At 66.4% G+C, this 25,637-nt stretch carries 28 protein-coding genes and 1 pseudogene; 18 read left to right on the forward strand and 11 right to left on the reverse strand.

The window, feature by feature from the left end:
• Positions 1 to 41 precede the first annotated feature (41 nt).
• The 9 genes and pseudogenes from tnpB to LOS78_RS11615 all read right to left on the reverse strand — a co-directional run bounded on the left by tnpB (position 42) and on the right by LOS78_RS11615 (position 6,028).
• Entirely contained in the window at positions 42 to 389 is a 348-nt protein-coding gene (gene tnpB / locus LOS78_RS11575) for an IS66 family insertion sequence element accessory protein TnpB (protein WP_028714527.1), read from the reverse strand.
• Positions 386 to 781, reverse strand: coding sequence for a transposase (locus LOS78_RS11580; RefSeq protein ID WP_028714526.1), 396 nt, complete (start codon positions 779 to 781; stop codon positions 386 to 388). The genes tnpB and LOS78_RS11580 overlap by 4 nt, the downstream gene beginning before the upstream one ends.
• Positions 782 to 827: 46 nt before the next feature.
• Positions 828 to 1,189: pseudogene (locus LOS78_RS11585) on the reverse strand (transposase); the annotation flags it as partial.
• A complete protein-coding gene (locus tag LOS78_RS11590; protein WP_230378313.1) occupies positions 1,173 to 1,310 on the reverse strand; it encodes a twin-arginine translocation signal domain-containing protein in 138 nt (45 codons plus the stop codon). The gene LOS78_RS11590 and the pseudogene LOS78_RS11585, both read right to left, overlap by 17 nt.
• Positions 1,311 to 1,371: 61 nt before the next feature.
• Entirely contained in the window at positions 1,372 to 2,880 is a 1,509-nt protein-coding gene (locus tag LOS78_RS11595) for a tripartite tricarboxylate transporter permease (protein WP_230378314.1), read from the reverse strand.
• 15 nt (positions 2,881 to 2,895) lie between these two features.
• Complete coding sequence (locus LOS78_RS11600) at positions 2,896 to 3,324, reverse strand: tripartite tricarboxylate transporter TctB family protein (protein ID WP_198019405.1); 429 nt, start codon at positions 3,322 to 3,324, stop codon at positions 2,896 to 2,898.
• Positions 3,325 to 3,356: 32 nt separating this feature from the next.
• Positions 3,357 to 4,313, reverse strand: a complete 957-nt coding sequence (locus LOS78_RS11605) for a tripartite tricarboxylate transporter substrate binding protein (RefSeq protein WP_230378315.1) — start codon at positions 4,311 to 4,313, stop codon at positions 3,357 to 3,359.
• A gap of 32 nt (positions 4,314 to 4,345) precedes the next feature.
• Entirely contained in the window at positions 4,346 to 5,029 is a 684-nt protein-coding gene (locus LOS78_RS11610) for an RraA family protein (RefSeq protein ID WP_230378316.1), read from the reverse strand.
• Positions 5,030 to 5,041: 12 nt separating this feature from the next.
• Positions 5,042 to 6,028, reverse strand: coding sequence for a hydroxyacid dehydrogenase (locus LOS78_RS11615; RefSeq protein WP_230378317.1), 987 nt, complete (start codon positions 6,026 to 6,028; stop codon positions 5,042 to 5,044).
• 111 nt (positions 6,029 to 6,139) lie between these two features.
• On the opposite strand from LOS78_RS11615, the gene LOS78_RS11620 reads away from it, so the two are divergent.
• Positions 6,140 to 7,027, forward strand: a complete 888-nt coding sequence (locus LOS78_RS11620) for a LysR family transcriptional regulator (protein ID WP_028716700.1) — start codon at positions 6,140 to 6,142, stop codon at positions 7,025 to 7,027.
• A 338-nt stretch (positions 7,028 to 7,365) separates the two neighbouring features.
• Here LOS78_RS11620 and LOS78_RS11625 read toward each other — a convergent pair whose 3' ends face one another.
• Positions 7,366 to 8,250, reverse strand: a complete 885-nt coding sequence (locus tag LOS78_RS11625) for a LysR family transcriptional regulator (protein WP_028716699.1) — start codon at positions 8,248 to 8,250, stop codon at positions 7,366 to 7,368.
• Positions 8,251 to 8,341: 91 nt separating this feature from the next.
• Here LOS78_RS11625 and LOS78_RS11630 point away from each other — a divergent pair, with 91 nt between their 5' ends.
• From LOS78_RS11630 to LOS78_RS11655, 6 genes are read left to right on the forward strand one after another with little or no spacing between them, the layout of a single operon-like run.
• The gene (locus LOS78_RS11630; RefSeq protein WP_028716698.1) at positions 8,342 to 9,643 is read left to right on the forward strand and encodes a CitMHS family transporter; all 1,302 of its coding nucleotides are present in this window, start codon (positions 8,342 to 8,344) and stop codon (positions 9,641 to 9,643) included.
• Positions 9,640 to 10,869, forward strand: a complete 1,230-nt coding sequence (locus tag LOS78_RS11635; RefSeq protein WP_230378318.1) for a CaiB/BaiF CoA-transferase family protein — start codon at positions 9,640 to 9,642, stop codon at positions 10,867 to 10,869. The genes LOS78_RS11630 and LOS78_RS11635 overlap by 4 nt, the downstream gene beginning before the upstream one ends.
• Positions 10,869 to 11,681 carry a citryl-CoA lyase gene (locus LOS78_RS11640; protein WP_028716696.1) on the forward strand — a complete coding sequence of 271 codons (813 nt, stop codon included), beginning with the start codon at positions 10,869 to 10,871 and terminating at the stop codon, positions 11,679 to 11,681. Before LOS78_RS11635 ends, LOS78_RS11640 begins: the two co-directional genes overlap by 1 nt.
• Before the next feature lie 37 nt (positions 11,682 to 11,718).
• The gene (locus LOS78_RS11645) at positions 11,719 to 12,447 is read left to right on the forward strand and encodes a tripartite tricarboxylate transporter substrate binding protein (protein WP_230378319.1); all 729 of its coding nucleotides are present in this window, start codon (positions 11,719 to 11,721) and stop codon (positions 12,445 to 12,447) included.
• A gap of 5 nt (positions 12,448 to 12,452) precedes the next feature.
• Positions 12,453 to 12,680 carry a tripartite tricarboxylate transporter TctB family protein gene (locus tag LOS78_RS11650; RefSeq protein WP_230378320.1) on the forward strand — a complete coding sequence of 76 codons (228 nt, stop codon included), beginning with the start codon at positions 12,453 to 12,455 and terminating at the stop codon, positions 12,678 to 12,680.
• Positions 12,680 to 14,191, forward strand: coding sequence for a tripartite tricarboxylate transporter permease (locus tag LOS78_RS11655; protein WP_028716693.1), 1,512 nt, complete (start codon positions 12,680 to 12,682; stop codon positions 14,189 to 14,191). Before LOS78_RS11650 ends, LOS78_RS11655 begins: the two co-directional genes overlap by 1 nt.
• 276 nt (positions 14,192 to 14,467) lie before the next feature.
• On the opposite strand, the gene LOS78_RS11660 is transcribed toward LOS78_RS11655, so the two are convergent.
• Positions 14,468 to 15,349, reverse strand: coding sequence for a GntR family transcriptional regulator (locus LOS78_RS11660; RefSeq protein ID WP_230378321.1), 882 nt, complete (start codon positions 15,347 to 15,349; stop codon positions 14,468 to 14,470).
• Positions 15,350 to 15,560: 211 nt separating this feature from the next.
• On the opposite strand from LOS78_RS11660, the gene LOS78_RS11665 reads away from it, so the two are divergent.
• The 11 genes from LOS78_RS11665 to LOS78_RS11715 are packed head-to-tail and all read left to right on the forward strand — an operon-like array spanning position 15,561 to position 25,574.
• Positions 15,561 to 16,619: an isocitrate/isopropylmalate dehydrogenase family protein gene (locus tag LOS78_RS11665; protein ID WP_230378322.1), complete on the forward strand. Its 1,059-nt coding sequence runs from the start codon at positions 15,561 to 15,563 to the stop codon at positions 16,617 to 16,619.
• A 45-nt stretch (positions 16,620 to 16,664) separates the two neighbouring features.
• Positions 16,665 to 17,636 carry a tripartite tricarboxylate transporter substrate binding protein gene (locus LOS78_RS11670; RefSeq protein WP_230378323.1) on the forward strand — a complete coding sequence of 324 codons (972 nt, stop codon included), beginning with the start codon at positions 16,665 to 16,667 and terminating at the stop codon, positions 17,634 to 17,636.
• A gap of 22 nt (positions 17,637 to 17,658) precedes the next feature.
• The gene (locus LOS78_RS11675; RefSeq protein WP_028716689.1) at positions 17,659 to 18,156 is read left to right on the forward strand and encodes a tripartite tricarboxylate transporter TctB family protein; all 498 of its coding nucleotides are present in this window, start codon (positions 17,659 to 17,661) and stop codon (positions 18,154 to 18,156) included.
• A gap of 9 nt (positions 18,157 to 18,165) precedes the next feature.
• On the forward strand, positions 18,166 to 19,650 hold the full coding sequence (locus LOS78_RS11680; protein WP_028716688.1) for a tripartite tricarboxylate transporter permease: 1,485 nt from the start codon (positions 18,166 to 18,168) through the stop codon (positions 19,648 to 19,650).
• The gene (locus LOS78_RS11685; RefSeq protein WP_230378324.1) at positions 19,647 to 20,705 is read left to right on the forward strand and encodes an Ldh family oxidoreductase; all 1,059 of its coding nucleotides are present in this window, start codon (positions 19,647 to 19,649) and stop codon (positions 20,703 to 20,705) included. Before LOS78_RS11680 ends, LOS78_RS11685 begins: the two co-directional genes overlap by 4 nt.
• Positions 20,702 to 21,499: a TIM barrel protein gene (locus tag LOS78_RS11690; protein WP_230378325.1), complete on the forward strand. Its 798-nt coding sequence runs from the start codon at positions 20,702 to 20,704 to the stop codon at positions 21,497 to 21,499. Before LOS78_RS11685 ends, LOS78_RS11690 begins: the two co-directional genes overlap by 4 nt.
• Positions 21,496 to 22,872: an NAD-dependent succinate-semialdehyde dehydrogenase gene (locus LOS78_RS11695; RefSeq protein ID WP_230378326.1), complete on the forward strand. Its 1,377-nt coding sequence runs from the start codon at positions 21,496 to 21,498 to the stop codon at positions 22,870 to 22,872. Before LOS78_RS11690 ends, LOS78_RS11695 begins: the two co-directional genes overlap by 4 nt.
• A gap of 9 nt (positions 22,873 to 22,881) precedes the next feature.
• Positions 22,882 to 23,289, forward strand: coding sequence for a cupin domain-containing protein (locus tag LOS78_RS11700; RefSeq protein ID WP_230378327.1), 408 nt, complete (start codon positions 22,882 to 22,884; stop codon positions 23,287 to 23,289).
• A 54-nt stretch (positions 23,290 to 23,343) separates the two neighbouring features.
• Positions 23,344 to 23,640 carry a putative quinol monooxygenase gene (locus LOS78_RS11705; RefSeq protein WP_230378328.1) on the forward strand — a complete coding sequence of 99 codons (297 nt, stop codon included), beginning with the start codon at positions 23,344 to 23,346 and terminating at the stop codon, positions 23,638 to 23,640.
• 3 nt (positions 23,641 to 23,643) lie between these two features.
• A complete protein-coding gene (locus LOS78_RS11710) occupies positions 23,644 to 24,705 on the forward strand; it encodes an AbrB family transcriptional regulator (protein ID WP_371824722.1) in 1,062 nt (353 codons plus the stop codon).
• Positions 24,702 to 25,574: an amidohydrolase gene (locus tag LOS78_RS11715; protein ID WP_230378330.1), complete on the forward strand. Its 873-nt coding sequence runs from the start codon at positions 24,702 to 24,704 to the stop codon at positions 25,572 to 25,574. Before LOS78_RS11710 ends, LOS78_RS11715 begins: the two co-directional genes overlap by 4 nt.
• Positions 25,575 to 25,637 lie beyond the last annotated feature (63 nt).

Genomic DNA, 25,637 nt, shown 5'->3' on the forward strand with positions numbered 1-25,637 from the left:
GGGATTCCTTGTGGGAATCCTGCGATTGCATGCCCCTTGGATTAGCCTGCCGCCAAGGGCCTCCAGGTCCGCTCCGGCGCGCGCCAGTCGATCCCTTCCAGGAGCATCGACAGCTGCGCCGGCGTCAGCGCCACCTTGCCTTCCTTCGCCGAGGGCCAGACGAACCGCCCCTTCTCCAGCCGCTTCATGAACATGCAAGCCCCTTGCCCGTCCCACCAGATGACCTTCACCAGATCGCCACGACGGCCCCGGAACACGAACAGATGCCCGGCGAACGGGTCCTGCTTCAGCACGGCCTCGGCCTGCGCCGCGAGCGCTGCAAAGCCCTTGCGCATGTCCGTCACCCCGGCCGCCAGCCAGACCCTCGTAGTGGCCGGAACCGGGATCACGCCGTGAGACCCCGGATCAGCCGCGCCAGCGCCTCGGGATCATAGCTCCCGCTGATCCGCATCCGGTGACCGCCGGCCAGCTCGATCTCGATGCGGTTCTCGGCGACAGGCGCTGCCGCAGGTGCTTGCTCTTCCGCGACTATCTCTACCGGCAAAAACCGCGCCTCCTCCGACGAGGCCGGAACCGACGCCGGGTCGGGCGCAAAGCGGGGATCGCGCAACCACTTGAAGATCAGGTTCGCATTGACCGCGTAGCGTCGCGCCACCTGCGCTACCGAAACGCCCGGCGCAGCCGTCTGGAAACAGATCGACCGCTTCTCCTCATCCGTCCAGAGCCGCTTCGTCCGACGCGCCACGCCATCACCATAGTGTCCACTATCGATGGTGGACACTATCCCGCACCCTCAGCACGCGGCAGGGCGGTCAGGCCGGACGGTTACCCGCGGCATGATGATGCGCCCGGATTACTGTGCTGTCGACCATCTGCAGCTTGTCCGGCGCAGTCCCCGCGTGGTTCGAGCCGCATCCAGGATATCCTCCCACAGCTCCGCCAAGGTCCAGCGGTGGAACTGACGGTAGACCGACGACCACTTGCCGAACTCCTGGGGCAGGTCGCGCCAAGGCGCGCCGGTTTGTGTTCGGCATGGCCTCGGACCGGTGGCGGCTCACGCCTCGCTCCAGAAAATCCCGTCCAGAACAAGACGATGATCCGCAGGCTTCCGCCCATTCGGCTGCCGGACGGCATGAATGAAGCCCTCGAAGAAGGCACCCACCACCGGGCGGTCAGAATACAGACGGATCCGTCAGCGCCGGGCCGGTGAAGAAGACATGCGGTCTTACTTTGTTACCCAGTGCAAGAAGGGCCGCGGCCGCGCCGGCGGCCTGAAGCATCGCCCGACGGCTTATTGCATTCATGGTCATGCAAGCTCCTTCCGAGCGATTGGAATGGAAACGGCCGGAGGCGTCTGCGGCCGTTGCGATTTCACGCCTCTTCCTCCTGGAAGGCCTCTTCGCGCTTCTTGCGGAAGCCGGGCAGGATCATCAGCGCCAGCAGGATCGCGGTCGCGATCAGCATCACCAGGCTGATCGGACGCTCGACGAAGATGCTGGCGTCGCCCTGGGTGATCAGCATGGTGCGGCGCAGGTTCGATTCCAGCAGCGGACCAAGGACGAAGCCCAGCAGCAGCGGACCCGGCTCGCATTTCGCCTTGCGGAAGGCATAGCCCAGCAACCCGAAACCGGCCGCCAGCAGCACGTCGAAGATGCGGTTGTTCATCGAATAGACGCCGACGCAGCAGAACAGCAGGATTGCCGGATAAAGCAGGCGGTAGGGCACGGTCAGCAGCTTTACCCACAGTCCGATCAGCGGCATGTTGATGATGACCAGCAGCGCGTTGCCGATCCACATGCTGGCGACCAGGCCCCAGAAGATCTCGGGCTGGTTGGTCAGCACGCTGGGTCCGGGCGTGATGCCGTGGATCATGAAGGCCGACAGCATCATCGCCATCATGTTGTTGGACGGGATGCCCAGCGTCAGCAGCGGGATGAAGGACGATTGCGCGGCGGCGTTGTTGGCGGCCTCGGGCGAGGCGACGCCCTCGACCACGCCGGTGCCGAACTTTTCCGGCGTTCTCGAGACCTTCTTTTCCAGCGAATAGGCGCTGAAGGACGCCAGCGTGGCGCCACCCCCCGGCAGGATGCCGAGGAAGGTGCCGACGCCGGTGCCGCGCAGCACTGCGGGCCAGGCGCGGCGGAAATCCTCGCGCGTCGGCCACAGCCGGGTCAGGCGGGCAACCGTCACGCCGGCCGAGCCGCTGCGTTCCAGGTTCGCGATGATCTCGGAAAAGCCGAACAGGCCGATGGCGATGACGGTGAACTCGATTCCGTCGAACAGCTCCAGCGATCCGAAGGTCAGGCGCTCGGCCCCGGTGGCCTGATCGGTGCCGACCATGCCGAACAGCAGGCCGATCAGGATCATGCCGATGGCCTTCAGCACCGGGCCGCTGGCCAGGATCGTCGCGGCCAGCAGGCCGAAGATCATCAGCGAGACATATTCGGCCGGCCCGAAATTCAGCGCAAAGCCTGCCAGTATGGGACCGGCGATGGCGATGCCGAAGGTCGCGACCGTGCCGGCAAAGAACGATCCCAGCGCCGCGACGGCCAGCGCCGATCCCGCCCGGCCCTGTCGCGCCATCTGGTAGCCGTCCAGCGTCGTGACCACGGCCGAGGCCTCTCCCGGCAGGTTCACCAGGATGGCCGTGGTCGAGCCGCCGTATTGCGCGCCGTAATAGATGCCCGCCAGCATGATGATCCCGGCAAGGGGCGGCAGGAAGAAGGTGATCGGCAACAGGACCGCGATGGTCGCGGTCGGGCCGATCCCTGGCAGCACCCCGATCAGCGTGCCAAGAAGCGCACCGATCAGGCAGAACCCGAGGTTTGCGGGGCTCATCGCCTCGGAAAACCCCAGCAACAGAAGATCAAAGATTTCCATGATGTTTTCCTCGGCTCAGAACGGCCAGATCGTCATCTGGACGCCAAGGCCGTAGATGAAGACCAATGCGCCAAACAGGGTCAGGCCGCCTGCCAGCAGCAATGTCGTGCGCCACCGCCCGCCGGGATCGGCCAGCGATCCGGCGATGATCAGCCACAGCGACGCGACGACGAAACCGGCATGTTCGGCAAGATAGGCAAAGCCGACGATCGACAGCACGATCACCGCCAGCGGCCGCAGCTTCATCGCCTCCAAGGGCTCGCCCTGGCGATGCAGGGCCGAAAAACCGATGACGGCGCCCAGGACGATCAGTCCCCCGCAGACAACGCGGGGCAGAAAGCCCGGCCCCATCTGCGCCAGCGTTCCCTGATCCAGCGGCCGCGAAAGCCACAGGCCGAGCACGCCGAATCCGATGAATAGCGCCGCCGTCAGAAGATCGGGCATGTCCCCCCTTTTCGTCGCGCCCGGCCCGGCCATCACTGTCCCTCTTTGATCAGCGCGAAGATATCGCGGTAGCGGTCCAGCCGTGCAGGCATGGCTTCCCTCCACTCGGCGCCCGACTGGAACGCCAGGGGCAGGGATTGCTGCTTGGCCTGGGCCTGGAATTCGGGGTTGGCCAGGGCCGCGTCGACGGCCTCGGCCAGGCGGGCGCGGATTTCCTCGGGCACTTCGCAGCGCGCGGCAAGGCCACGCTCGGAGGACATGATGACGTCGAAGCCCTGTTCCTTGGCGGTCGGCAGATCCTCGGCCAGGACCGAGCGTTCCTCGGCGAACTGGGCCAGCGCGCGCATCGCGCCCTTGTCGGCGGTGGCGTATTCGCCGACATTCAGTCCGATGGCGGTGATGTGGCCGCCCAGAAGCGCGGTCTTGGCCTCGTTGGCGCCGGCAAAGGGAACCGCCGTCAGGTCCACGCCCGCCGAACGCTCCAGTTGCAGCATCGCCAAATGCTCGTCGGTGCCGACGCCGGTGGTGCCGATGGACACGGCACCCGGATTTTCCTTGGCATGGGCGACGAGATCCTCCAGCGTCTGGAAGTCCGAGCCCGCGGGAACGATGAAGGTGCCGGGGTCCTCGACGATGCGCGCGATCGGGCAGATCTCCTCGGGGTCGAAGCGCGGCTTGCGGTCGATCTGCATGGTCAGGAAGCCGGGCGTATTCAGCGACGAGACGGTGTAGCCATCCGGCCGCGCCTGCGCCAGCGCGGTATAGGTGATCTCGCCTGCCGCCCCGGGACGGTTCAGCACCGGAAACTGCGTACCCAGTTCCGCCTCAAGATAGGGAGCAAGGGTGCGCAGCATGATGTCGGTGCCGCCGCCGGGAGCGAAGGCGACGATCATCTCGATCGGTCGATCAGTCGGCCAATCGGCATGGGCCATGGTCGCGGCCGATGCGAACAGCGCCGCAGCAAGCGGCAGACTCGTTTTAGCGGACATAGGTTTCCTCCCTTTGGTCCTGGCTGTTGGACTTAGATCCCTTCAGGGATCTCGCAGCCCAGTTTCTTCAGTGCGGCATCAACCCAGGAACGGTCGTTCGTCCCGGCCTCGATCGCCGCCATCTGCTTGGTTTCGGCGTCCTGCTTGGCGCTGGTCCTGGCATAGACCTCTTCCACGATGTCGAAGGGGACCGCCAGCACGCCGTCGCTGTCGCCCAGGACCAGGTCGCCCGGCTCGATCACCATGCCGTCGATGGCGATGGGCACGTTGATCTCGCCCGGGCCGTCCTTGTAGGGACCGCGATGGGTCACGCCTGCGGCAAAGACCGGCAGGTTGGTGGAAAGGAACGCGTCCGCATCGCGGATCGCGCCGTTCAGCACGAAGCCCGCCACGCCGCGCTTGACCGCATAGGCCAGCATCAGCTCGCCCATCAGCGAATTGGTCAGGTCGCCGCCCGCATCGACGACGATGACGTCGCCGGGCCGGGCCATGTCGATGGCCTTGTGCAGCATCAGGTTGTCTCCCGGGCGGGCCTTGACGGTGATGGCCGGGCCGGCAAGCTGGCCGTCGCGGTGCATCTTGGTCAGACGCGGCCCGGCGGCGGTCATGCGGTGCATGCTGTCGCTGACATTGGCGACGGGCAGTTTCAGAAAACGCCGCACCACGTCGGCGGAAACGGCGCGTTCGCGTTTCAGGACACGAAATCCGGTTGCCATGAAAATGTCTCCTTAGACGCTGATCTTCAGTTCTGCGCGGTTGATGATGCGCGCTTCGGGCACGGGACGGCCCTCCAGCATGTCCACGATGCCCTGCGCGGCCTCGACCCCGACGCGGATGTTCGCGGCTTCGGTGACGCCACCGATATGCGGGCTGAGGACAAGGCGCGGCTCTGTCCAGAACGGATGTTCGGCGGGGGGTGGCTCTTGTGCGAAGGTATCAAGCCCGGCGCCGGAGATCCGGCCGCTTGCCAGTGCTTCGGCCAGCGCGGGCTCGTCGATCAGCCCGCCCCGCGCGGTGTTGATGATGATGGCGCCCGGTTTCATCCGCGACAGGCGCTGTGCGTTGACCATGTTCCTTGTCATGGGCGTCAGCGGGCAATGCAGGCTGATGATGTCGCAACTGGCGAACAGCTCGTCCAGGTCATCGACCCGCTCGACCCCCTCGGCCGCAAAGGCCTCCGTCGGCGAGAACGGATCGTGGGCGCGAACGCTGATGCCGAGCCCCTTGGCAAAGCGCGCGGTCTGGCGAGAGATGGCGCCGAAGGCCACCAGCCCCATGACCGAGCCCGCCAGTTCGCGGCCCTGGAAGCCCGGCTTCTCCCAGCGGCCCTCTCGGATGCCGCGATCGAGCGGGATGATCCTCTTTGCCACGGCGAAGAGCAGCGCCATGGCCTGCTCCGCCACCGAGACCGCATTGGCTCCCGCCGCGTTCAGCACCGGGATGCCCCGTGCCGTGGCGGCCTCGACGTCGATATTGTCCACGCCCGCACCGTGCTTCGAAATCACGCGAAGCCGGGGCGCCGCCGCGAACACGGTTTCATCGATCCGACCCATGCGCGCCAGGATGCCGACCGGATCGGCCATGCGCACGACCTCGATCAGACCCTCGCCGTTGGTATAGGGCGGAACGTAGACCGGAACATAACCCGCTCGCGTCAGCACATCTGCGGCGGCGGGTGCCAAGCTTGGCCCCGTGATCAGGATATTCTGTGACATGATCCTCCGTGTGCCACACCCCGTGGCAGCTCCTCGGCTTGGAATTTATCATTTGAATATCTGAATGAAAGCGGATAATACTGTTTTGTATATTCAGAAAAACTGCATGAAATGGATACACGCCAGCTAAAGACACTTCTCGCCATTGTGGAAACCGGCAGCTTCGCCCGTGCCGCGAACCGCGTTGCGCTGACGCCCTCGGCAGTCAGCCAGCAGATCCAGGCCCTTGAAAACGAAGTCGGAGCTTCGCTTTTCAACCGCGAGAACCGCCCGCCGACGCTGACCGCGGCGGGACAGCAGATGGTCGAGGCGGCGGCAGAGTTGGTCAGGGCGGCGGAAAACGCCATCGATGCGATTTCAGGCCGCCGGATCGTGGGAAAATTCGTCATCGGCTCGGTTCGCACCAGCGCGATAGGGCTGCTGCCGCAAGCGGTATCGCGCGTCGTGGCGAATCATCCCGGCCTCAAGATCCGGCTTCTGGTCGGGAACTCGGAAAACCTGGTCCAGGATGTCTATGCCGGCAGGCTGGACGCCGCGATCATCGCCGAGAACAGCCTGTCCTCGCGCGATCTCGACTGGTCGCCCTTTATCCGCGAGCCGCTGTTCCTGATCGCGCCACCGGGAACCCCGGTCGTTGATGTCCGGCAGGCGTTGTCGGCGCTTCCCTACGTGCGGTTCCGCAGCAACGTGCCCCTGGCGCGGCTGATCGAAACCGAGCTGGGCCGGATGAACCTGCCGCTGAACGACATCGCCGAGATGGACACGATTTCAGCGGTGACCGCCTGTGTCGAAAACGGGCTCGGGGTGTCGATCGTTCCGCGGATCGCCGCGATCGAGCGCGGGGTGGACCTGGTCATGCTGCCCTTCGGCGATCCGCCGGTCTTTCGCCAGATCGGGCTGCTGCAACGCCCGAAAGGGCCTCGTGCCGGGCTGATCGCCGAATTGCACGAGCAACTGGCCCAGGTCAGCGGCGAGTATGGGGTCAAAAAAACCGCCTAAAGCCTTCCTGTTCTAACATCCTGCGGCCTTGGTGAAGGTTCGTGCGCCTATCCTGCGCATGTGAGGGATGGGCAATACGGTTGCTGCATCACCTGCCGCTCGGATCGGACCGAAATAGTACAGGGGCTGACGCCACAGGGCCGAGCGGTCCGGAACCACAGGCGAGGGCATCGGCCACGCGGCTTCTGTCCTTTTAGAAGACTTGGCTTACCCGGGATCGCCTCGGATGAAACTTCGGCCTTTGGCGAAAGCCTTGATCTGCGGGGCGAAAATAATCCGCGGCGATGTTAATGCACGAAGCCGCATCGCATTGGTCCCTTCAGGCCCGAAACCCGCGGCTAACGCGGACATTTCAATACCGACAAGGCCAGTTCGAGCGCGGGCGAGACAGTGGCGGAACGCATCCATGTCGCGCCGATTTCGCGCGTCATGGTGAAATCCTCGATGGCCAGGGGCGCGATCCGATCCCTGAGCGCAGGCAGCTCCATCTTCAGCCCCGAGATGAAGCTCAGATAGTCCGTCCCTGCGATCAGTTCCTCCAGGATGGCGATGGAGGACGTCTCGACATGCGGCTCCGGCGGCGCATAGCCCCGAGCAAGGAAAGCCGCGTCGAACCACTGGCGCATCGCGACCCGTTGCGAGGGCAGCACCCATTTCTGCGGCAGCACCTCCTCCAGGCCGACCTTTCGTCCCTGCAGCGGATGATGTGTCGCGGCGACGATCCGAACGCGGTCCTCCGCCAGGACATGGCATTCGGCGGCGGCAGGATCGCTCCGGTCGATCACCCCCAGCACCATGTCGATCTCACCGACGCGGAGGGCCCGGTGCAGGACATCGTTCATGCCGTTGACGATAGAAACGCGAAGATCCGGATGCGCGGAGGTCAGGCGGCGAAGGAACGAAGGCAGGTAAATGGCGGCCATTGTCGCCGCCACGCCCAGCCGGACGTGTCCGTGCCGCCCTTCGCTTACATCCCTGACCTGCCTGCGGATGATTTTCAGCTGCTCCACGACCCCCATGGTCCGTTCGGCAAGAAAGATCGCGGCCTCTGTCGGCTCGACGCCCCGGCCGACGCGCGTGAAGAGGGCAGCGCCCAATTGATCCTCCAGCCGTCGCACCGCCTTGGTCAGCGCGGGCGGGGTGCGCCCGACGGCGTCCGCCGCCGAGGCTACGCTGCCTTCGCGAATGATCGCGTGCAGATAGGCCAGATCCCGCACATCCATGACAGCGTCCCAGAAGTTTTCTTTTCCTGAATATAACTGAATTTTCTGATCCTGTCTTCTCTGTCATGTTCCCACCATGGAGGAGACTGGAATGCTGTCATTTGCCGGCTTCGCCATGATCGCGCTGTTTCTGGGGCTGATCATGACGAGAAGACTTTCCGCACTTGTCGCGCTGGCGCTGATCCCGGTGCTGTTCGGCCTGGTCATCGATCCCGCCGGTCTGGGCGAGATGATGCGCGAGGGTTTGGTCAAGCTTGCGCCCACCGGCGCCATGCTGATGTTCGGCATCCTGTTCTTCAGCATCATGACGGATGCGGGCCTGTTCGATCCGCTGATTTCCCGGGTGCTGCGAGTGGCCAGGGGCGATCCTCTGAAGATCCTCGTCGGCACGGCTGTGATCGGCACCTCGGTCGCCTTGGACGGCGACGGGGCGACCACCTACGTCATCTGCGTCACCGCGCTGCTGCCGATCTATCGGGCGATCGGTTTGCGCCCGCAATACATGGCGACGCTGCTGCTGATGTCGATCGGGATCATGAACATCCTGCCATGGGGCGGCCCCACGGCACGCGCGGCCTCGGCAATGCATGTGGACGTGGCGGATGTCTTCGTGCCGCTGATCCCGGCGATGGCGGTGGGCTTCGGCTACCTGCTGATCGTCGCCACCCTGTTCGGCTTGCGGGAGAGGCGGCGCGTCGGTGTCCTTTCCCCCGATCGGGAAGCCGCGCTGGAACATGACATGGAAGAAGCGCCCGCCTATCGCCGTCCGAAGCTGATGCCTGTCAATCTGGCGCTGACGGGTGGCCTGCTTGCCGGGCTGATCACCGGCATCCTGCCGCTGCCGATCCTGTTCATCCTCGCGACCGCGCTCGCCCTGGCAATCAACTACCCGACCCTCGCGGAGCAGCGCGAGCGGATCCAGGCGCATTCCTACAACATCGTCTCCGTCGTCGGCCTGATCTTCGCCGCCGCCATCTTTACCGGCGTGCTGTCGGGAACCGGGATGGACGATGCCATGTCGCAAAGCCTGCTGGCGATCATGCCCGACAGCCTCGGCCCCTACATGGCGCCGGCCACGGCGCTGTTCAGCGCCGCCGCGACCTATGCGGTGACGAACGACGCCTTTTACTTCGGAATGCTGCCGATCCTCGCCTCGACCGCCGAGGTCTATGGCATCAGCGGGGTCGAGATGGCACGCGCCTCGCTGATCGGGCAGCCGATCCATCTGCTCAGCCCGCTGGTCGCCTCCACCTACCTGCTCGTGAACCTTGTCGGTGTCGAATACGGCGACAACCAGCGTGCCTCGATCCTGTGGGTTGCAGGACTGGTTCTGGCGATGCTGGCCGGCGCCCTGGCCTTCGGCATCATCCCTCTTGCCGGAGCAATCGCATGAACGCGCAAACGGACATCACCTTGGGAAAAACCACCATGAAACCGCTGAACGGCATCCGTGTGCTGGATCTGACGAACGTCCTGGCCGGTCCCTTCTGCTGCCACCAGCTTGTCCATTTCGGGGCCGAGGTCATCAAGGTCGAAGCTGCCGGTCGCGGAGATCTGGCCCGCAACCTCGGCGCCGATGCCGCGCTGAACAAGGCCGGGATGGGCGTGTCCTTTCTGGCGCAGAACGCCGGCAAGAAATCGGTCACCGTCAATCTCAAGCACCCCGAAGGCAAGGCGCTGCTGAGGCGCCTGGTCCGGACGGCCGATGTGCTGGTCGAGAATTTCCGCCCCGGCGTGATGGACCGGCTGGGCGTCGGCTACGAGGTGCTGAAGGCCGAGAATCCCCGGCTGATCTATTGCGCCATCTCGGGCTTCGGCCAGGACGGGCCGTGGCGGGACCGCCCGGCCTATGACCAGATCATCCAGGGCGCGTCGGGGGTCATGTCGATCACCGGCGACAAGGACAGCGCGCCCCTGCGCGTCGGTTATCCGCTGGCGGATACGGTCGGCGGGCTGACGGCGGCCATGGCCATCGCGGCGGCGCTGAACGCGCCGGAGCGCGGCGGCTTCATCGACGTCTCGATGCTCGAAGCGGTGGTGGCGACGATGGGATGGGTGGTGTCGAACTATCTTGTCGCCGGTGTCGAGCCGCAGGCGAACGGCAACGAGAACGTCACCTCTGCCCCCTCGGGCGCCTTCGAGACGGCGGACGGCCCGATCAACATCGCCGCCAACAAGGACGAGCAGTGGCAGAGCCTGGCCAGCTACCTGGGCCGCGACGACCTGCTGGACGATCCGGATTTCGCGACGCGAGAGCTGCGCAAGGCCAATCGCATCCGCCTGCGCGGCGAGCTGGAAAAGACGCTGGCGACCCGCGGCGCCGAGGAATGGGCCGCGGACCTGAACCGCATCGGCGTTCCGGCCGGTGCGATCCTGACCGTGCCGCAAGTCCTGTCCGCCCCGCAGATCGCGGACCGGGGATTGCTGGCCACCTATCCCGCACCGGAAGGGGTCGGGCGCGACATCACCGTGGTGCGGACCGGGGTCAAGCTGAACGGCGCAGCGCCGGTGGTGGACAGCCCTCCGCCGCGGCTCGGGGCCGATAATGACGACATCTATGCCGCGCTGGGGATGTCCCCCAAGGACATCGCGCGGCTGAAATCAGAAGGGGTGATCTGATGGGCGACGACCGGAAACTGGCCGAGGACTGGTGGGCGACATCCATCATCAAGATGCGCCCCGGCGAAATCCGGATGCGCGGCTATGCCGTCGAGGATCTGATCGGGCGCGTCACCTATCCGCAGATGGTCTGGCTGATGACCCGCGGCGAACTGCCGACCGAGGCGCAGGCCCGGCTGCTTGAGGCGGCGATGGTGGCGGGCGTCGACCATGGCCCGCAGGCGCCCTCGATCGCGATCTCGCGCATCGCGGTGACGGGGGGCGTCGGGATCAACGGCGCGATGGCCTCGGCGATCAACGTGCTCGACGATGTCCATGGCGGCGCGGGCGAGCAGGCGGTGGAGCTTTATCACGAGATCGACGCGGCAGGCGGCCCCGAGGCGGTGCCGGAAGTGCTGGCGCGACAGGCGGCGGCCGGCATGAAATACTTGCCCGGCTTCGGCCACCGCTTCCACCCGGTCGATCCGCGCGCGCCCCGGCTTTTGTCGCTGATCGACGATGCCGTGGCGGCGGGAACGGTCGAGGGGCGCTTTGCCGCCATCGCCCGCGCCATCGACGCGCATCTGCGCCGGACGAAGTCGCGCCCCGTGCCCATGAACATCGACGGGGCCACGGCCGCGATCTATGCCGAGCTCGGCTTTGCGCCGCCGCTCTGCCGGGGGCTGTTCATCTTGTCCCGCTCGGTCGGGATCCTGGCGCATGCCTATGAACAAAGCCTGGGGTCGCAGCGCAACAAGGGGCCGATCCCCCGGCAATGGCTCTGGACCTATGAGGGTCCCGAGAACCGCAAGCTTCCGGGCGACGGGGACTAGTCGCGCGGGACCGCACCTTCAGGGAGGAGAAGAGACCATGAACCGCAGAAACTTCATGATGACGACCGGCGCCATCGGCCTGATGGCGGCCATGCCGACCTTGACGCTGGCGCAAGAAATCGGCTCGCTCGAGATCTTCGTGCCGGCGGCGCCGGGCGGCGGCTGGGACCAGACCGCGCGCGTGATGGACCAGATCCTGCGCGGCGAAGGGCTGATCGGCTCGGCCCGGATCACCAATGTCGGCGGCGCCGGCGGCACCATCGGCCTGCCGCAGTTCATCAACCAGTATTCCGGCGAAGGCAATGCGCTGATGACCGGCGGCATGGTGATGATCGGCGCGATCATCACCAACAACGCGCCGGTGGACCTGACGATGGTGACGCCCATCGCGCGGCTGACGGGCGAATACCTGACCATCGTCGTGCCCGCCGCGTCCGACATCCAGACCATGGAGGACCTGGTGGCCAAGCTGAAGGCCGATCCCGGCTCGGTCTCCTGGGCGGGCGGCAGCGCGGGTGGCAGCGACCACATGCTGGCGGGACTTGTCGCCCAGGCCGCGGGCGTCGATCCGCTGGCGCTGAGCTATGTCGCCTTTGCCGGCGGCGGCGAGGCCATGGCGGCGCTTCTGGGCAACCAGGTCACCTGCGGCGTGTCCGGCTGGGGCGAGTTCTCGGAACAGGTGGGGGCGGGCAACCTGCGCGTCATCGGCATCTCGGCGCCCGAGCGGGTCGAGGGCATCGACGCGCCGAGCCGCGCCCCGACCTGATCCCCATGGCCTGGGTCGGCGGGGGCCTGGTCCTGAACCTGCTCCTGATCGCGCCCCTCGGCTTCATCCTGTCCTCCAGCCTGATGTATCTGATGGTCGCCAAGGGGTTCGGCGCCCGGCGCATCTGGCTGGCGGCGCTGATTGGCTTCGTCCTGGCACTCGTCGCTTATTACGGCTTCGCGCAGCTTCTCGGGCTTCGCATGGGCGGCGGACTTATCGAGGATCTCCTCTGATGGAAGGCTTCACCTCACTCCTGCACGGCTTCTCGGTCGCGTTGACGCCGATGAACCTGCTCTGGTCGGTCGTCGGTGTCACGCTGGGCACCGCGATCGGCGTCTTGCCCGGCCTTGGGCCCGCACTGACCATTGCCCTGCTGCTGCCGATCACCTTCCAGGTCGAACCGGCCGCAGCCTTCATCCTGTTCGCCGGCATCTATTTCGGCGCGATGTTCGGCGGCTCGACGACCTCGATCCTCATCAACACGCCCGGCGAAAGCGCGACCATCGTCACGGCCCTCGAGGGGCACAAGATGGCCCGGTCCGGCCGCGGCGGCCCCGCGCTGGCCACCGCCGCCATCGGCTCCTTCGTGGCAGGCACCATCGGAGTCGTCGGCATCACGGTCCTGGCGCCGATCATCGTCAAGCTGGCGCTGCTCTTCTCGCCCGCCGATTACTTCGCCTTGATGGTGCTGGCCTTCGTCACCGTCTCGGCGGTGCTGGGCACATCGATCCTGCGGGGGTTGTCCGCGCTGGCGATCGGCCTCTTCATCGGGCTGATCGGCGTGGACCTGCAGACCGGCCAGGCGCGGTTCACCTTCGGGCAGATGGCGCTGCTGGACGGGATCGACGTGGTGATCGTCTGCGTCGGCCTGTTCGCCGTGGGCGAGACGCTGCATCTCGCCTCGCGCTATCGTCGGGGCCAGGACGAGATCGTGCCGATCAAGGGCTCGCTGTGGATGAATGCGCGTGACTGGGCCCGGTCCTGGAAGGCCTGGCTCCGCGGCGCGCTGATCGGCTTTCCCATCGGCGCCATGCCCGCGGGCGGCGCCGAGATCCCGACCTTCCTGTCCTACTTCATGGAAAAACGGCTCTCGAAACATCCTGAGGAGTTCGGCAAGGGGGCCATCGAAGGCGTGGCCGGTCCCGAGGCGGCAAACAACGCCTCCGCCGCAGGCGTGTTCGTGCCGCTGCTGACGCTTGGGCTGCCGACCTCGGCGACCGCCGCGATCATGCTGTCGGCGTTCCAGAGCTACGGCATCAATCCCGGTCCGCAGCTTCTCTCGACCCAGCCGGATCTTGTCTGGGGCCTGATCGCCAGCCTCTATATCGGCAACATCATGCTGCTGGTCCTCAACCTGCCGCTGGTCGGGCTGTGGGTGCAGATCCTGAAGATCCCGGCGCCCTATCTTTATGCCGGCATCCTGGTCTTCGCCACCATCGGCACCTACGGGATCAGCCGTTCGGTCTTCGACCTGGCTCTGCTTTACGGCATCGGCGTGATGGGCTTCTTCATGCGGCGCTATGATTTCCCCACCAGTCCGGTGATCATCGGCATGATCCTCGGCCCCTTTGCCGAACAGCAGTTCCGCCGCGCGATGACCATCAGCCAGGGCGACATGACCGTGTTCGTCACGCGTCCCATTGCCGCAACGCTCCTTGCGATCGCATTCCTCGCGATCCTGGTGCCGGTGCTGTTCGAGGTAGCGCGGCTCTATCGGTACCGGAACAACACGAGTTCCGCTTGATCTGGTGAGCGTCCCGTATCCTGCTTTACCCCATGTCCTCCACCACAAAGTTGTAGGCGCGTGGATGCAGAGGGTGGTGTTACAGGAATGCCGGTCGGCACCGCACACCATATCGGCGCGCCTGCAACATGGGCGCGCCGTTTCACAGGCGCGTCCGGGTGCGGTGTGCAGGTCGCGGACCGCTGGCGCCTTCTCCGGACTGCGAGCAATGTTTTCCTGTCCGCTGTGCGCCGCGCCCTGCCTCGGATCCGCAAGGGGGCCTTTTTCCCATGGCCCTCACCCAGTCGCTCTTGCCCGGCTTTTCAGGGGCCCCAGCGCCGCCAGATGCTGGCGCATGAATTCCGAGGCTTCTTCGTTGCGGCCCATCAACACCAGGTGCAGCAGCTCGATATGCTCAAGGCAGCGTTCGCGCGCCACGTCGCGATCCAGCATCTGGCGATAGTCGATCAGGCGCCGCAGCCGGTCCACCCGCTTCAGCGCGTCGATGAAGAAGATGTTCTGGCTGCATTCGATGACCGATTCGTGCATGCCGCTGTTCAGCTCGAACAGTTTCGCATCCGGCACGGTCCAGATCCCGCCCTCGACCAGCCAGCGTTGTTCGGCCAGCCGGCTTTCCAGCACCGGGCGGTTCAGCTGGAAGCGCGGTTCCAGCAGCGCCGCCGGCTCGATCAGCTGGCGGAAGCGATAGCTGTCGCGATAGGATTCCAGCGAGGTCAGCACCGGCAGAAATTCCCAGCCATGACCCGGAAGGCGCTCGATCCACCCCTCCTGCGCCATGCGCCGCAACAGCTTGGCCAGCCGGCCCTTGGTCAGGTCGTATCGGCGCTGAAACTCGCTTTCCGTGATCCGCTCCGGCAGTTTTCCGGTGACGCGGTCGTCGGCGATCTGCAGATAGATCCTTTCATCTTCATCGACTTCCGCGACAGGGGCGTTGAACTGCTCGGCGGCTGCGGCATCGACCAGCCGATAGCCGCTGCGGTCGCCTGAGACCAGCACCCCGGCCTCTTCCAGCTGCTTCAGCGCCGCCCGCACCGGCGAGCGCGAGACGCGGAACTGCTCGGCCAGCTTGCGCTCGGTCAGCCGGTCGCCGGGTTGCAACCCGTCCGCACTGATATGCGCGGCGATCTGGCTGACGAGGGTGTTGGCGAGGTTGGTCATGCGAGCCTTTCCGAGGGGGTTTCCATGAAAATGGCATGCGGCAGGGCATCTGCCAAGACAATTGGTATTTTTGTATTGCAAAATTCCGAATCATTACGTATCTGGCATTTACATACATCAAAAGACCACTGGAGGAGGTCGCGCCGGAAACGCGGACGGGATACCGGCTCGCGTCCCGACAACTCTCCAGCAAACAACAAGGATGAACGACGTGCGCCTTCTGGTTCTGCCCGGAGACGGGATCGGCCCTGAAATCACTCAAGCCACCCTGCGCGTGCTGGATGCGGCCGACCGCCGTTTCGGCCTGGGGCTGCAGATCGAACAGGCCGATATCGGCCTGAAATCGCTGGCCGAGCAGGGCACCACGCTGTCCGATGCGGTGATGGAGCGCATCCCGCAGATGGACGGCGTCATCCTGGGCCCGGTTTCGCATTACGACTATCCGACACGCGACAAGGGCGGCATCAACCCCTCGGGCGAGTTGCGGGTCAAGTTCGAGCTTTTCGCCAATGTCCGGCCCTGCAAGTCGCGGCCCGACCTGACGGTGCTGCGTAAGCCGATGGACCTGATCATCGTGCGCGAGAACACCGAGGGGTTCTATTCCGACCGCAACATGTTCGCCGGAACCGGCGAGTTCATGCCCGACCCGGACATGGCGCTGTCGGTCCGCAAGATCACCGCGCGTGCTTCGCGCAATGTCGCGAAAGCCGCCTTCGAACTGGCGCGCGGCCGCCGCAAGAAGGTGACGGCGGTGCACAAGGCCAATGTGGTGAAGCTGTCGGACGGCCTGTTCCTGCGCGAGGTGCGCAAGGTCGCCGCGGACTATCCGGACGTCGCACTTGAGGAGCTGATCGTCGACGCGACGGCCGCGCTGCTGATCCGCAAGCCCGATGCCTTCGACGTGATCGTCACCACCAACATGTTCGGCGACATCCTGTCGGACGAGGCGTCCGAACTGTGCGGCAGCCTGGGCCTGGGCGGCTCGATCAACCAGGGCGCCGATGTCTGCGTGGCGCAGGCGCAGCACGGCTCGGCGCCCGACATTCAGGGCCAGGGCAAGGCGAATCCGACTTCGCTGATCCTGTCGGCAGCGATGCTTCTGGATCACCTGGGCAGCAAGCACGGCAAGCCGGTGCTGAACCAGGCCGCCCGCGCCATCGAGGCCGCCGTCGAAGTCACACTGGACCGGCCCGAGAGCCGCACCGCCGATCTGGGCGGGCCGCTGGGCACTGCGGCCTTCACCGACGCGGTCGTCGCCGCGCTGGCCTGATTTTTCAACGAACGGTCCGGGAGGGACCGAAAGGGAGGAAGAGCCATGACCAGGATCACCCGTCGCGCCTTTGCCGTGCTGATGGCCGGCGCGCTGAGCGTCGCAAGCCTTGCCCCGGCGCAGGCCGACGCACTGCTGCCCTCGCTGGAGCTGCTGGCCCCGTCCAGCCCCGGCTCGGGCTATGACCAGCTGGCCCGCGCCGTGCAGGGCGTCTTGCAGGCCCGCGGCACCGTGCCGGCGGTCGAGGTGACGAATGTCGCCGGCGGCGGCGGCACCGTGGGGCTGGCGCAATTCGTGACCTCGCGGCCCAGGAAGCCCTCGGCCCTGATCGTGGGCTTTGCGCTGGTCGGCGGCGTGCTTTCGACCAAGTCGGCGGTGACGCTGGAGGACGTGACGCCCATCGCCCGGCTGATGGGCGACGTCGATGCCATCGTCGTGCCGGCCAAGTCCGATATCAAGACGCTGGACGACCTGATCGCGAAGCTGAAATCCGATCCGGGCGCGGTGTCCTGGGCGGGCGGGTCCATCGGCGGGGTCGATCACATCACGGCGGGGCTGTTTGCCAAGACCGTGGGCGTCGATCCGACCGCGATCAATTACGTCGTCCATGCCGGCGGCGGCGAGGTTCTGGCCTCGGTCCTCGGCGGCCATGCCACGGTCGGGATTTCGGGGTATGAGGAGTTCCGCGCCCAGGTCGAGAATGGCGATCTGCGCGCTCTGGCGGTCTCGGGCGAGGAACGCATCGACGGCGTGGACGTGCCGACCTTCAAGGAGGCCGGGGTCGATCTGGCGGTGCAGAACTGGCGCGGGATCGTCGCCAATCCCAAGGCGAAGGATGCCGACCGCGAGGCGCTGAAAGCCGCCATCGACGACATGGTGAAATCCCCGGAATGGGCCGAGGCGCTGAAAGCCCGCGGCTGGATCGACAGCTATCAGCCGGCCGAGGAATTCGATGCCTTCCTGCAATCCGAGACCGACCGCATCGGCCAGGCCCTGAAGGACGCGGGCGTCCTGTGATCGGGGCGCGGAGGGCTTCGTCATGAAACGCTTGCTGCGTCCTCACAATGCCGAGCTGGTGCCGGGGGTCTTCTGCCTTGGCCTGGGCGCCTACATGCTGCTGGATGTCTGGTCGAAGCCCGGCATCGCCACCAAGGCTGCCGTCGGGCCGGGGCTGTTTCCGGCCATCATCGGCGCCGGGCTGGCGGCGGTCGGCGCCAAGCTTTGCCACGAGGCATGGCGCCGCCGGGGCCAGCTCGAACCTTTCCGCGAACTGGACCTGCGCGCGGCCTTCCAGGGCGCCATCGCCTTTCTGGTGATGATCCTGACGCTGGAATGGCTGGGCTGGGTCATCGCCGGGTCGCTGATGTATGCGACCGTCGCCCATGCCTTCGGCGAGCGCCGCATCGGCCGCTCGCTGGCGCTGGGACTGGCGTTGACCATCGTGACTTGGGGGCTCTTCGACCGCGTGCTGGATCTGGCGCTGCCGGTCGGCACCGTGGTCGAGCAGGTGCTGACCCATTTCGGCTACGAGATCTGAGGGGCAGGGATGGACACGTTTTCCGCATTGATGCACGGCTTTTCGGTTGCGACCACCATAGGCAACCTGGGCTGGTGCCTTCTGGGCGTGGTGCTGGGCACCGCCATCGGCGTGCTGCCCGGCATCGGCCCGGCGCTGACCGTGGCGCTGCTGCTGCCGGTGACCTACGGGATGGAGCCCGCCTCGGCCTTCATCATGTTCGCCGGCATCTATTACGGGGCGATGTATGGCGGATCGACCACCTCGATCCTGCTGAACACGCCGGGCGAAAGCGCCTCCATCGTCACCGCGCTGGACGGGCACGCCATGGCCCGGCAGGGACGCGGCGCGCAGGCCCTGGCGACGGCGGCCATCGGGTCCTTCGTCGCGGGCACCATCGCCACAGCCGCGCTGACCTTCGTCGCGCCGCTGATGGTCAAGCTGGCGCTGCTGTTCGGCCCGGCGGACTATTTTGCGCTGATGGTGCTGGCGCTGACCACGGTGACGGCGGTGCTGGGCGACTCGCTCTCGCGCGGGCTCGCCAGCCTGCTGTTCGGCCTGGCGCTGGGCCTTGTGGGCATCGACCTGCAGACCGGGCAGGCGCGCTTCACGCTGGGCATCCCCGAGCTGCTGGACGGCATCGACGTGGTCGTGGTCGCGGTGGGCCTGTTCGCCGTGGGCGAGACGCTCTACACGCTGGCCCGCCACCGCTACGAGAACGAGGAAATCTACGCCCTCAAGGGCTCGAAATGGATGGACCGCGAGGACTGGCGGCGGTCCTGGAAGCCCTGGCTGCGGGGCACCGCGCTGGGCTTCCCCATCGGCGCGCTGCCGGCCGGCGGCTCGGAAATCCCGACCTTCCTGTCCTACCTGACCGAAAAGCGGCTGTCGAAAAAACCCGAGGAATTCGGCAAGGGCGCCATCGAGGCCGTCGCCGGTCCCGAGGCCGCCAACAACGCCTCGGCCGCAGGTGTCCTGGCGCCGCTACTGGCGCTTGGCCTGCCGACCTCGGCCACGGCGGCGATCATGCTGGCGGCTTTCCAGCAATACGGCATCCAGCCCGGCCCGACGCTGTTCGACAAGCAGCCAGAACTGGTCTGGGGCCTGATCGCGAGCCTTTATATCGGCAACCTGATGCTTCTGGTGCTGAACCTGCCGCTGGCCGGGGTCTGGGTGAAGGTTCTGGCCGTGCCGCGGCCCTGGCTCTATGCCGGCATCCTGCTGTTTGCCACCATGGGCGCCTATACGCTGAACAACAACATCACCGATGTGGTGCTGCTCTGGATCATCGGCATCATCGGCTTCGGGATGCGTTGCTATGACATCCCCATCGCGCCCTGCATCGTCGGCCTGATCCTTGGCCCGCTGGCCGAGCAGCAGTTCCGCCGCGCGCTGACCATCAGCCAGGGCGACGCCACGGTCTTCTTCACGCAGCCCCTGTCGCTGTCCCTGCTGATGATCGCTGCGGCTCTTGTCGTCCTTCCCATGATCCTGCGCCAAAGGAGCAAGCCATGACGCAGCTTTTCACCGCCGAGGCGCTGACCGATTATGCCCGGGCCATGTTCCTCGCCGCCGGGCTGCGCGAGGCCGATGCCGCCCTGGTCGCGGGCGATCTGGTCAAGGCCAACCTGCGCGGGGTGGACAGCCACGGCGTCAGCCGCATCCCGATGTATCTGGAGCGGCTGCGGCGCGGACTCGTCAACCCGCGCCCCGCGATTCACGTCAGCAAGGTCGCCGGGGCGGTCGCCCATGTCGATGGCGACAACGGCATGGGCTTCATCGCCTCGGACGTGGCGATGAACACGGCCTGCGATCTGGCGGGCGAGATGGGAATCGGCCTCGCCGGCGTGCATCGCTCGACCCATTTCGGCATGGGGGCCTGCTATGCGCTGCGGGCGATCGAACGCGGCTATATCTCGCTGATCTTCACCAATTCCTCGCCGGCGATCCCGATGTGGGGCGGGCGGACCACCTTCCTGGGCGCTAGCCCCATCGCGGCGGGCATCCCGGGCGGCAAGCATCCGCCCTATGTCATGGACATGGCGATGACCGTCATCGCGCGCGGCAAGATCCGGCTGGCGGCGATGAAGGGCGACCCGATCCCGCCCGGGCTGGCGCTGGACGTGGACGGCAACCCGACCACCGATGCGGCCAAGGCGTTCGAGGGCGTCTGCCTGCCCTTCGGCGGCGTCAAGGGCTCGGTCCTGGGTACGCTGATGGACCTTTTGTCGGGCGTGTTCACGGGGGCCAATTTCGGGGGTAACGTGAAGTCGCTCTATTTCGACCACTCGGAACCGCAGAACGTCGGCCACCTGTTCCTTGCCATCCGGCCCGACCTGTTCATGGCCCTGACCGATTTCCAGGCGCGGATGGATACGTTCTATGAACGCATCAAGGCGCTGCCCCGCGCCGCTGGCGTCGATGAGATCATGCTGCCCGGCGAGCCCGAGCAGCGGCGCGAGGATCAGCGCCGCCGCGACGGCATCCCCGTCACCGACAACGTGATCGCCGATCTGACCGCCGAAGGCGCGCGGCTGGGCGTCGTCTTCCCTTCGGCGCTGGCGGCATGACCCGGCTTTCGGCCCATATCGGCTATCTCTACGCCGATGTGCCGCTGGCCGATCGGCTGGCGGCGGCCGCCCGCGACGGCTTCACCGCCGTCGAGCATCCGGGGCCTTACGAGATTCCGGCGGCCGAAATGCGCAGGCGGCTCGACGATCTGGGCCTGGGCTTCTCGCAGATCACCTCGGGGATGGGGCGCGAGGGCGAAAAGGGTCTTGCCTGCCTGAAGGGGCGAGAGGCCGAGTTCCGTGCCGGTTTCGACCGGGCGCTGGATTACGCGCAGGCCATCGGCTGCCCCTATCTCCACCCGATGGCAGGCGTTGTCACAGGGGGCTGGCTGGATGCGGGCGAGGTCTATCGCACCAATCTCGGCTGGGCGCTGGAGCACTGCGAAGGCACCGGCGTGCGCCTGCTGGTCGAGGCGATCACCATCCCCGGCTATTACATGGGCACGCTGCGGGCGGCGGCGGAATTGCAGGATGCCTTTGCCCGCCGCTTCGACCTGCTCTTCGACAGCTATCACGCCGCCGTCCTGGGCGAGGATCCGGCGGCGTGGGTTGCGGCCAATGTCGACCGCATCGGCCATGTCCATATCGCCGATCATCCCGGGCGGCACGAGCCCGGCACGGGGCGCATCGACTTTTCGGCTCTGCTTTCGGCGCTGGCCGGCGCCGGCTACGGCGGCGCCATCGGCTTTGAATACATCCCCAGCATCCCCATGGCGGAAAGCGCGCGCTTTCTGTCCCGCTGGAAGCGCCTCCTCCCCGGCGCTTCCAGCCTTTCAACAGGAGTCACCCAATGAGCACGATCACCTCTGTCAACCCAACGACCGGCCAGCCGATCCAGAGCTACGATTTGCAGGACGCCGCCGCCGTCGAGGCCGCGCTGGACGCAGCCGCGCGGGCGCAACGCGAATGGCGCCTTGTCCCCGTGGCCGAGCGCGTCACCCTGCTGACCCGCATGGCGCAGGTGCTGCGGGCAGACAAGACGCGCTATGCCGAGATGATCACCCGCGAAATGGGCAAGCCCATCGCGGAATCCGAGGCCGAGATCGAGAAATGCGCCTATAACTGCGATTTCTACGCCGAGCACGCGCCGCAATACCTGGCGGACGAGCCTGTGCCCTCGAATGCCACCGAAAGCGTGGTCGAATTCGACCCGCTGGGCGTGGTGCTGGCGATCATGCCCTGGAACTATCCGTTCTGGCAGTATTTCCGCTTTGCCGCCCCGGCGCTGGCCGCCGGCAACGGCGCCATCCTGAAGCATGCCAACAACGTGCCGGAATGCGCGCTGGCGGTGCAGGAGGTGATGGAGAAGGCCGGCGCGCCCAAGGGCCTGACCGCGACGCTGCTCATCGACAATTCGCAGGTCGCCGGCATCATCGCCGACGACCGCATCGCCGCCGTGACCCTGACCGGCTCGACCGAGGTCGGGGCCATCGTTGCCGCACAGGCAGGCCGCGCGCTGAAGAAGCAGGTGCTGGAACTGGGCGGCTCGGACCCGTTCATCGTGCTGGCCGATGCCGATCTGGAGGCCGCCGCCGAAACGGCCGTGAAGGCGCGCTACATCAATGTCGGGCAAAGCTGCGTCAACGCCAAGCGGTTCATCGTCGAGGAAAGCGTCGCCGACCGCTTCGTCGAGCTGTTCGTGCAGAAGGCGGCTGACCTGAAAATCGGCGATCCGATGGAGCGGGATACGAAAATCGGTCCCATGGCGCGCGGCAACCTGCTGGCCACCTTGCACGACCAGGTGCAGCGTTCGGTCGCCGAAGGCGCTGTGCTGAAGCTGGGCGGTGCGCCGGTCGAAGGTGACGGCTTCTATTATCCGCCGACCGTTCTGGATCATGTGAAACCCGGCATGGTCGCCTTCGTCGAGGAAACCTTCGGCCCGGTCGCCGCCATCGTGCGCGCCAGGGATGCCGACCACGCCATCGCCATGGCCAATGACAGCGAATACGGCCTTGGCTGTGCGTTGTGGTCTGGCGACGCCGCCCGCGCCCGCGAGCTGGCGCGGCGCATCGACGCCGGGGCGGTCTTCGTCAACGGCATGACCGCCTCGGACCCGCGCTATCCGTTCGGCGGCATCAAGCGTTCGGGCTACGGCCGCGAGCTTGGCGTCTACGGCATCCGCGAATTCGTCAACATCAAGACCGTCTGGATCGGTCCCGCAAAGTGAGGTGAAACCATGGCTGAACCCGCCATCCTTCGTCCGTCCGAACTGAAGACCAATGACCGCGGCGGCGGCGCGCGGACGACGCCGCTGGTCACGCGCCGCTGCGGCTCGACCAGCATGATCAACGGCATCACCCATTTCGACCCCGGCGCCGCCATCGGGCTGCACATGCACAATTGCGAGGAAAGCGTGATGGTGATCGAGGGCGAGGCGGTGGTCGAGATCGACGGCACCCGCCACCACCTGGGCACCTTCGACACCACCTGGGTGCCCGCGAACGTGCCGCATCGCTTCCTGAACGAAACCGACCGGCCGATGAAGATCTTCTGGACCTATGCCACGGTGGACGCGACCCGCACCATGATCGCCACCGGCGAGACGCGCAGCATCGATGCCGAACACGGCCACGCCAAGGCGTGAGTCCCTGCCGGGCCGGCATGGCCCGGCCTCATCCCGCAAACAGGAGTCCAGGCCATGTCCCATGTCCTTGAGGTGGCGGAGATTTCCGTGACCGAGCCCGCCGCATTCGAGCAAGCCGTTGCAGCCGCCCGCCCGCATTTCCTTGCCGCCGAGGGCTGTCTGGGTCTTGCACTGCGCCGCGTCGTCGAGGCGCCCGACACCTATCGCCTGCTGGTGAAATGGCGCAGCGTCGAGGATCACATGGTCACTTTCCGCGCCTCGGAAGGGTTCCAGAAATGGCGCGAACTGGCCTCGCCCTTCTTCGCGAAGCCGCCGGTCGTCACCCATTCCACAGAAGTCGAACTGGGCTGAGAGATGCCCGCCATGCTGCCCCTGGCTGGCCGGAAAGTGCTGACCCTTCTGCTGGGTCTGGGCGGAGTGGCGGCGTTCTGGCTGCTGGGGCTGCCGCTGCCTTTCCTGTTCGGACCGATGACGGCCTGCCTGGTCGCCGCGCTGCTGCGTGCGCCCCTGACCGGGCCGGGACGGATCTCGGTCGCGGCCCGCACGGTGCTCGGGGTCGCGATCGGCGCATCGGTGACGCCCGAGGTCATCCAGCGATTGCCCTCGATGCTGGCCTCGGTGGCGCTGGTGCCGGTCTATATCGTCGCCATCGGCCTTGTCGGGGTGCCCTTCTTTCGCCGGATCTGCGGTTTCGATCCGATAACGGCCTTCTATGCGGCGATGCCGGGCGGTGCGGCCGACATGACCATCTTCGGCCAGGAGGCCGGCGCCAATGTCCGGCAGCTGTCCCTGGTCCATGTCACCCGGCTGATGGTGATCCTGGTGCTGGTGCCGTTCCTGCTGGTCCATCTTTACGGTGTCGGCCTGGGCAATCCGGTCGGCCCGCCCGCGACCGACCTGCCTCTTTCCGAGCTGGCGACGATGCTGGCCGCGGCCATCCTGGGCTGGAAGGCGGCCGAGCGCGCCGGGCTTTTCGGCGCGGCCATCCTCGGGCCGCTGATCGTCGCCGCGATCCTGTCGCTGGCCGGATTCCTGCACATGCGCCCGCCGCGCGAGGCGCTTTGGGCCGCGCAATTCTTCATCGGGCTGGGCATCGGCATCGGCTATGCCGGCGTCACCCTGCGCGAGTTTCGCGACACCGTCATGGGCAGCGCGGCCTTCGTGCTGATCCTCGCCGCCCTGGCCGCGATCGTGACCGAGACCGTGACGCTGACCGGCATCGCCCCGCCGGTCGAGGGATTCCTGGCCTTTGCCCCCGGCGGCCAGGCCGAGATGTCGATGCTGGCGATCATTGCCGGCGCCGACCTGGGCTTTGTCGTCATCCACCACCTCACCCGCATCCTGCTGGTCATCCTGGGCGCGCCGCTGGTCGCCCGCTGGCTGATCCGCGTGCCGGACGAAAGGAAACCCTCATGACCGCACTTCCCGCCGGAGCCTGCGACAGCCATGTCCACGTCTTCGACCCGGACCATTTCCCCTATGTCCCGGACCGGGCCTATACGCCCGGTCCCGCCGGTTGCGAGGCATTGCAACAGCATATGGCGCGCCTTGGCCTGGGTCGGTGCGTCCTAGTGCAGCCCAGCGTTTACGGCACCGACAACCGCTGCCTGCTTTCGGCCCTGCAGGCGCTTGGCCCGCAGGTCTCGCGCGGGGTGGCGGTGATCGATCCGCAAACCGTCAGCGATGCCGAACTTGAGGCCCTGCACGCCGCCGGCATCCGGGCCGTGCGGGTGAATTTCGAGGCCGGTGGCGGCAAGGCGGTCGACAAGCTGGCCACGATTCAGGCCACGGCGCGGCGACTCGCCGGCACCGGCATGGCCGTGCAGCTTTACGTGGATACCGCGACTGCGGCCGCCGCGGTGCAGGCGGTCCGCGAGGTGCCGCTGATCCTTGACCATTATGCCGGCTTCAAGGCGGGAACTGAGGTATCCGGGCGCGATTTCACCGCCATCCTGCGGGCGCTGGAAAGCGGGAGGGTCTGGGTCAAGCTGTCGGCCCCCTATCGCTGCGGTTGCCGCAGCCCCGACCATTCGGAACTGCGCCCGGCGGCCGAGGCGATGATCGAGGCGGCGCCGCAGCGCATGGTCTGGGCGTCGGACTGGCCGCATACCGGCGGCGGCGCCGACCGGGCCGCCCGCAGCCCCGACCAGATCGAGCCGTTCCGCCAGATCGACAGCAACGCCGATCTTGGCCGGTTGCGGGCATGGGTGGCCGACGATGCGCGGATGGCCGCGATCCTGACCGCCAATCCGGCCACGCTCTTCGATTTTCCGTCTTTCGCCTGATCGCATTCCGGGAGGATGTCATGACCGCTTCTACCCCAACCCACGCCATTCCATCCGCCGAGC

The organism is Paracoccus sp. MA (assembly GCF_020990385.1).
Taxonomy (GTDB): domain Bacteria; phylum Pseudomonadota; class Alphaproteobacteria; order Rhodobacterales; family Rhodobacteraceae; genus Paracoccus.

What these genes read in the sequence shown, in the direction of transcription:
- LOS78_RS11590 (WP_230378313.1), bottom strand. Translation starts at nt 1,310, where the DNA reads ATGACCATGAATGCAATAAGCCGTCGGGCGATGCTTCAGGCCGCCGGC.
- LOS78_RS11595 (WP_230378314.1), bottom strand. Translation starts at nt 2,880, where the DNA reads ATGGAAATCTTTGATCTTCTGTTGCTGGGGTTTTCCGAGGCGATGAGC.
- LOS78_RS11600 (WP_198019405.1), bottom strand. Translation starts at nt 3,324, where the DNA reads ATGCCCGATCTTCTGACGGCGGCGCTATTCATCGGATTCGGCGTGCTC.
- LOS78_RS11605 (WP_230378315.1), bottom strand. Translation starts at nt 4,313, where the DNA reads ATGTCCGCTAAAACGAGTCTGCCGCTTGCTGCGGCGCTGTTCGCATCG.
- LOS78_RS11610 (WP_230378316.1), bottom strand. Translation starts at nt 5,029, where the DNA reads ATGGCAACCGGATTTCGTGTCCTGAAACGCGAACGCGCCGTTTCCGCC.
- LOS78_RS11615 (WP_230378317.1), bottom strand. Translation starts at nt 6,028, where the DNA reads ATGTCACAGAATATCCTGATCACGGGGCCAAGCTTGGCACCCGCCGCC.
- LOS78_RS11620 (WP_028716700.1), top strand. Translation starts at nt 6,140, where the DNA reads ATGGATACACGCCAGCTAAAGACACTTCTCGCCATTGTGGAAACCGGC.
- LOS78_RS11625 (WP_028716699.1), bottom strand. Translation starts at nt 8,250, where the DNA reads ATGGATGTGCGGGATCTGGCCTATCTGCACGCGATCATTCGCGAAGGC.
- LOS78_RS11630 (WP_028716698.1), top strand. Translation starts at nt 8,342, where the DNA reads ATGCTGTCATTTGCCGGCTTCGCCATGATCGCGCTGTTTCTGGGGCTG.
- LOS78_RS11635 (WP_230378318.1), top strand. Translation starts at nt 9,640, where the DNA reads ATGAACGCGCAAACGGACATCACCTTGGGAAAAACCACCATGAAACCG.
- LOS78_RS11640 (WP_028716696.1), top strand. Translation starts at nt 10,869, where the DNA reads ATGGGCGACGACCGGAAACTGGCCGAGGACTGGTGGGCGACATCCATC.
- LOS78_RS11645 (WP_230378319.1), top strand. Translation starts at nt 11,719, where the DNA reads ATGAACCGCAGAAACTTCATGATGACGACCGGCGCCATCGGCCTGATG.
- LOS78_RS11650 (WP_230378320.1), top strand. Translation starts at nt 12,453, where the DNA reads ATGGCCTGGGTCGGCGGGGGCCTGGTCCTGAACCTGCTCCTGATCGCG.
- LOS78_RS11655 (WP_028716693.1), top strand. Translation starts at nt 12,680, where the DNA reads ATGGAAGGCTTCACCTCACTCCTGCACGGCTTCTCGGTCGCGTTGACG.
- LOS78_RS11660 (WP_230378321.1), bottom strand. Translation starts at nt 15,349, where the DNA reads ATGACCAACCTCGCCAACACCCTCGTCAGCCAGATCGCCGCGCATATC.
- LOS78_RS11670 (WP_230378323.1), top strand. Translation starts at nt 16,665, where the DNA reads ATGACCAGGATCACCCGTCGCGCCTTTGCCGTGCTGATGGCCGGCGCG.
- LOS78_RS11675 (WP_028716689.1), top strand. Translation starts at nt 17,659, where the DNA reads ATGAAACGCTTGCTGCGTCCTCACAATGCCGAGCTGGTGCCGGGGGTC.
- LOS78_RS11680 (WP_028716688.1), top strand. Translation starts at nt 18,166, where the DNA reads ATGGACACGTTTTCCGCATTGATGCACGGCTTTTCGGTTGCGACCACC.
- LOS78_RS11685 (WP_230378324.1), top strand. Translation starts at nt 19,647, where the DNA reads ATGACGCAGCTTTTCACCGCCGAGGCGCTGACCGATTATGCCCGGGCC.
- LOS78_RS11690 (WP_230378325.1), top strand. Translation starts at nt 20,702, where the DNA reads ATGACCCGGCTTTCGGCCCATATCGGCTATCTCTACGCCGATGTGCCG.
- LOS78_RS11695 (WP_230378326.1), top strand. Translation starts at nt 21,496, where the DNA reads ATGAGCACGATCACCTCTGTCAACCCAACGACCGGCCAGCCGATCCAG.
- LOS78_RS11700 (WP_230378327.1), top strand. Translation starts at nt 22,882, where the DNA reads ATGGCTGAACCCGCCATCCTTCGTCCGTCCGAACTGAAGACCAATGAC.
- LOS78_RS11705 (WP_230378328.1), top strand. Translation starts at nt 23,344, where the DNA reads ATGTCCCATGTCCTTGAGGTGGCGGAGATTTCCGTGACCGAGCCCGCC.
- LOS78_RS11710 (WP_371824722.1), top strand. Translation starts at nt 23,644, where the DNA reads ATGCCCGCCATGCTGCCCCTGGCTGGCCGGAAAGTGCTGACCCTTCTG.
- LOS78_RS11715 (WP_230378330.1), top strand. Translation starts at nt 24,702, where the DNA reads ATGACCGCACTTCCCGCCGGAGCCTGCGACAGCCATGTCCACGTCTTC.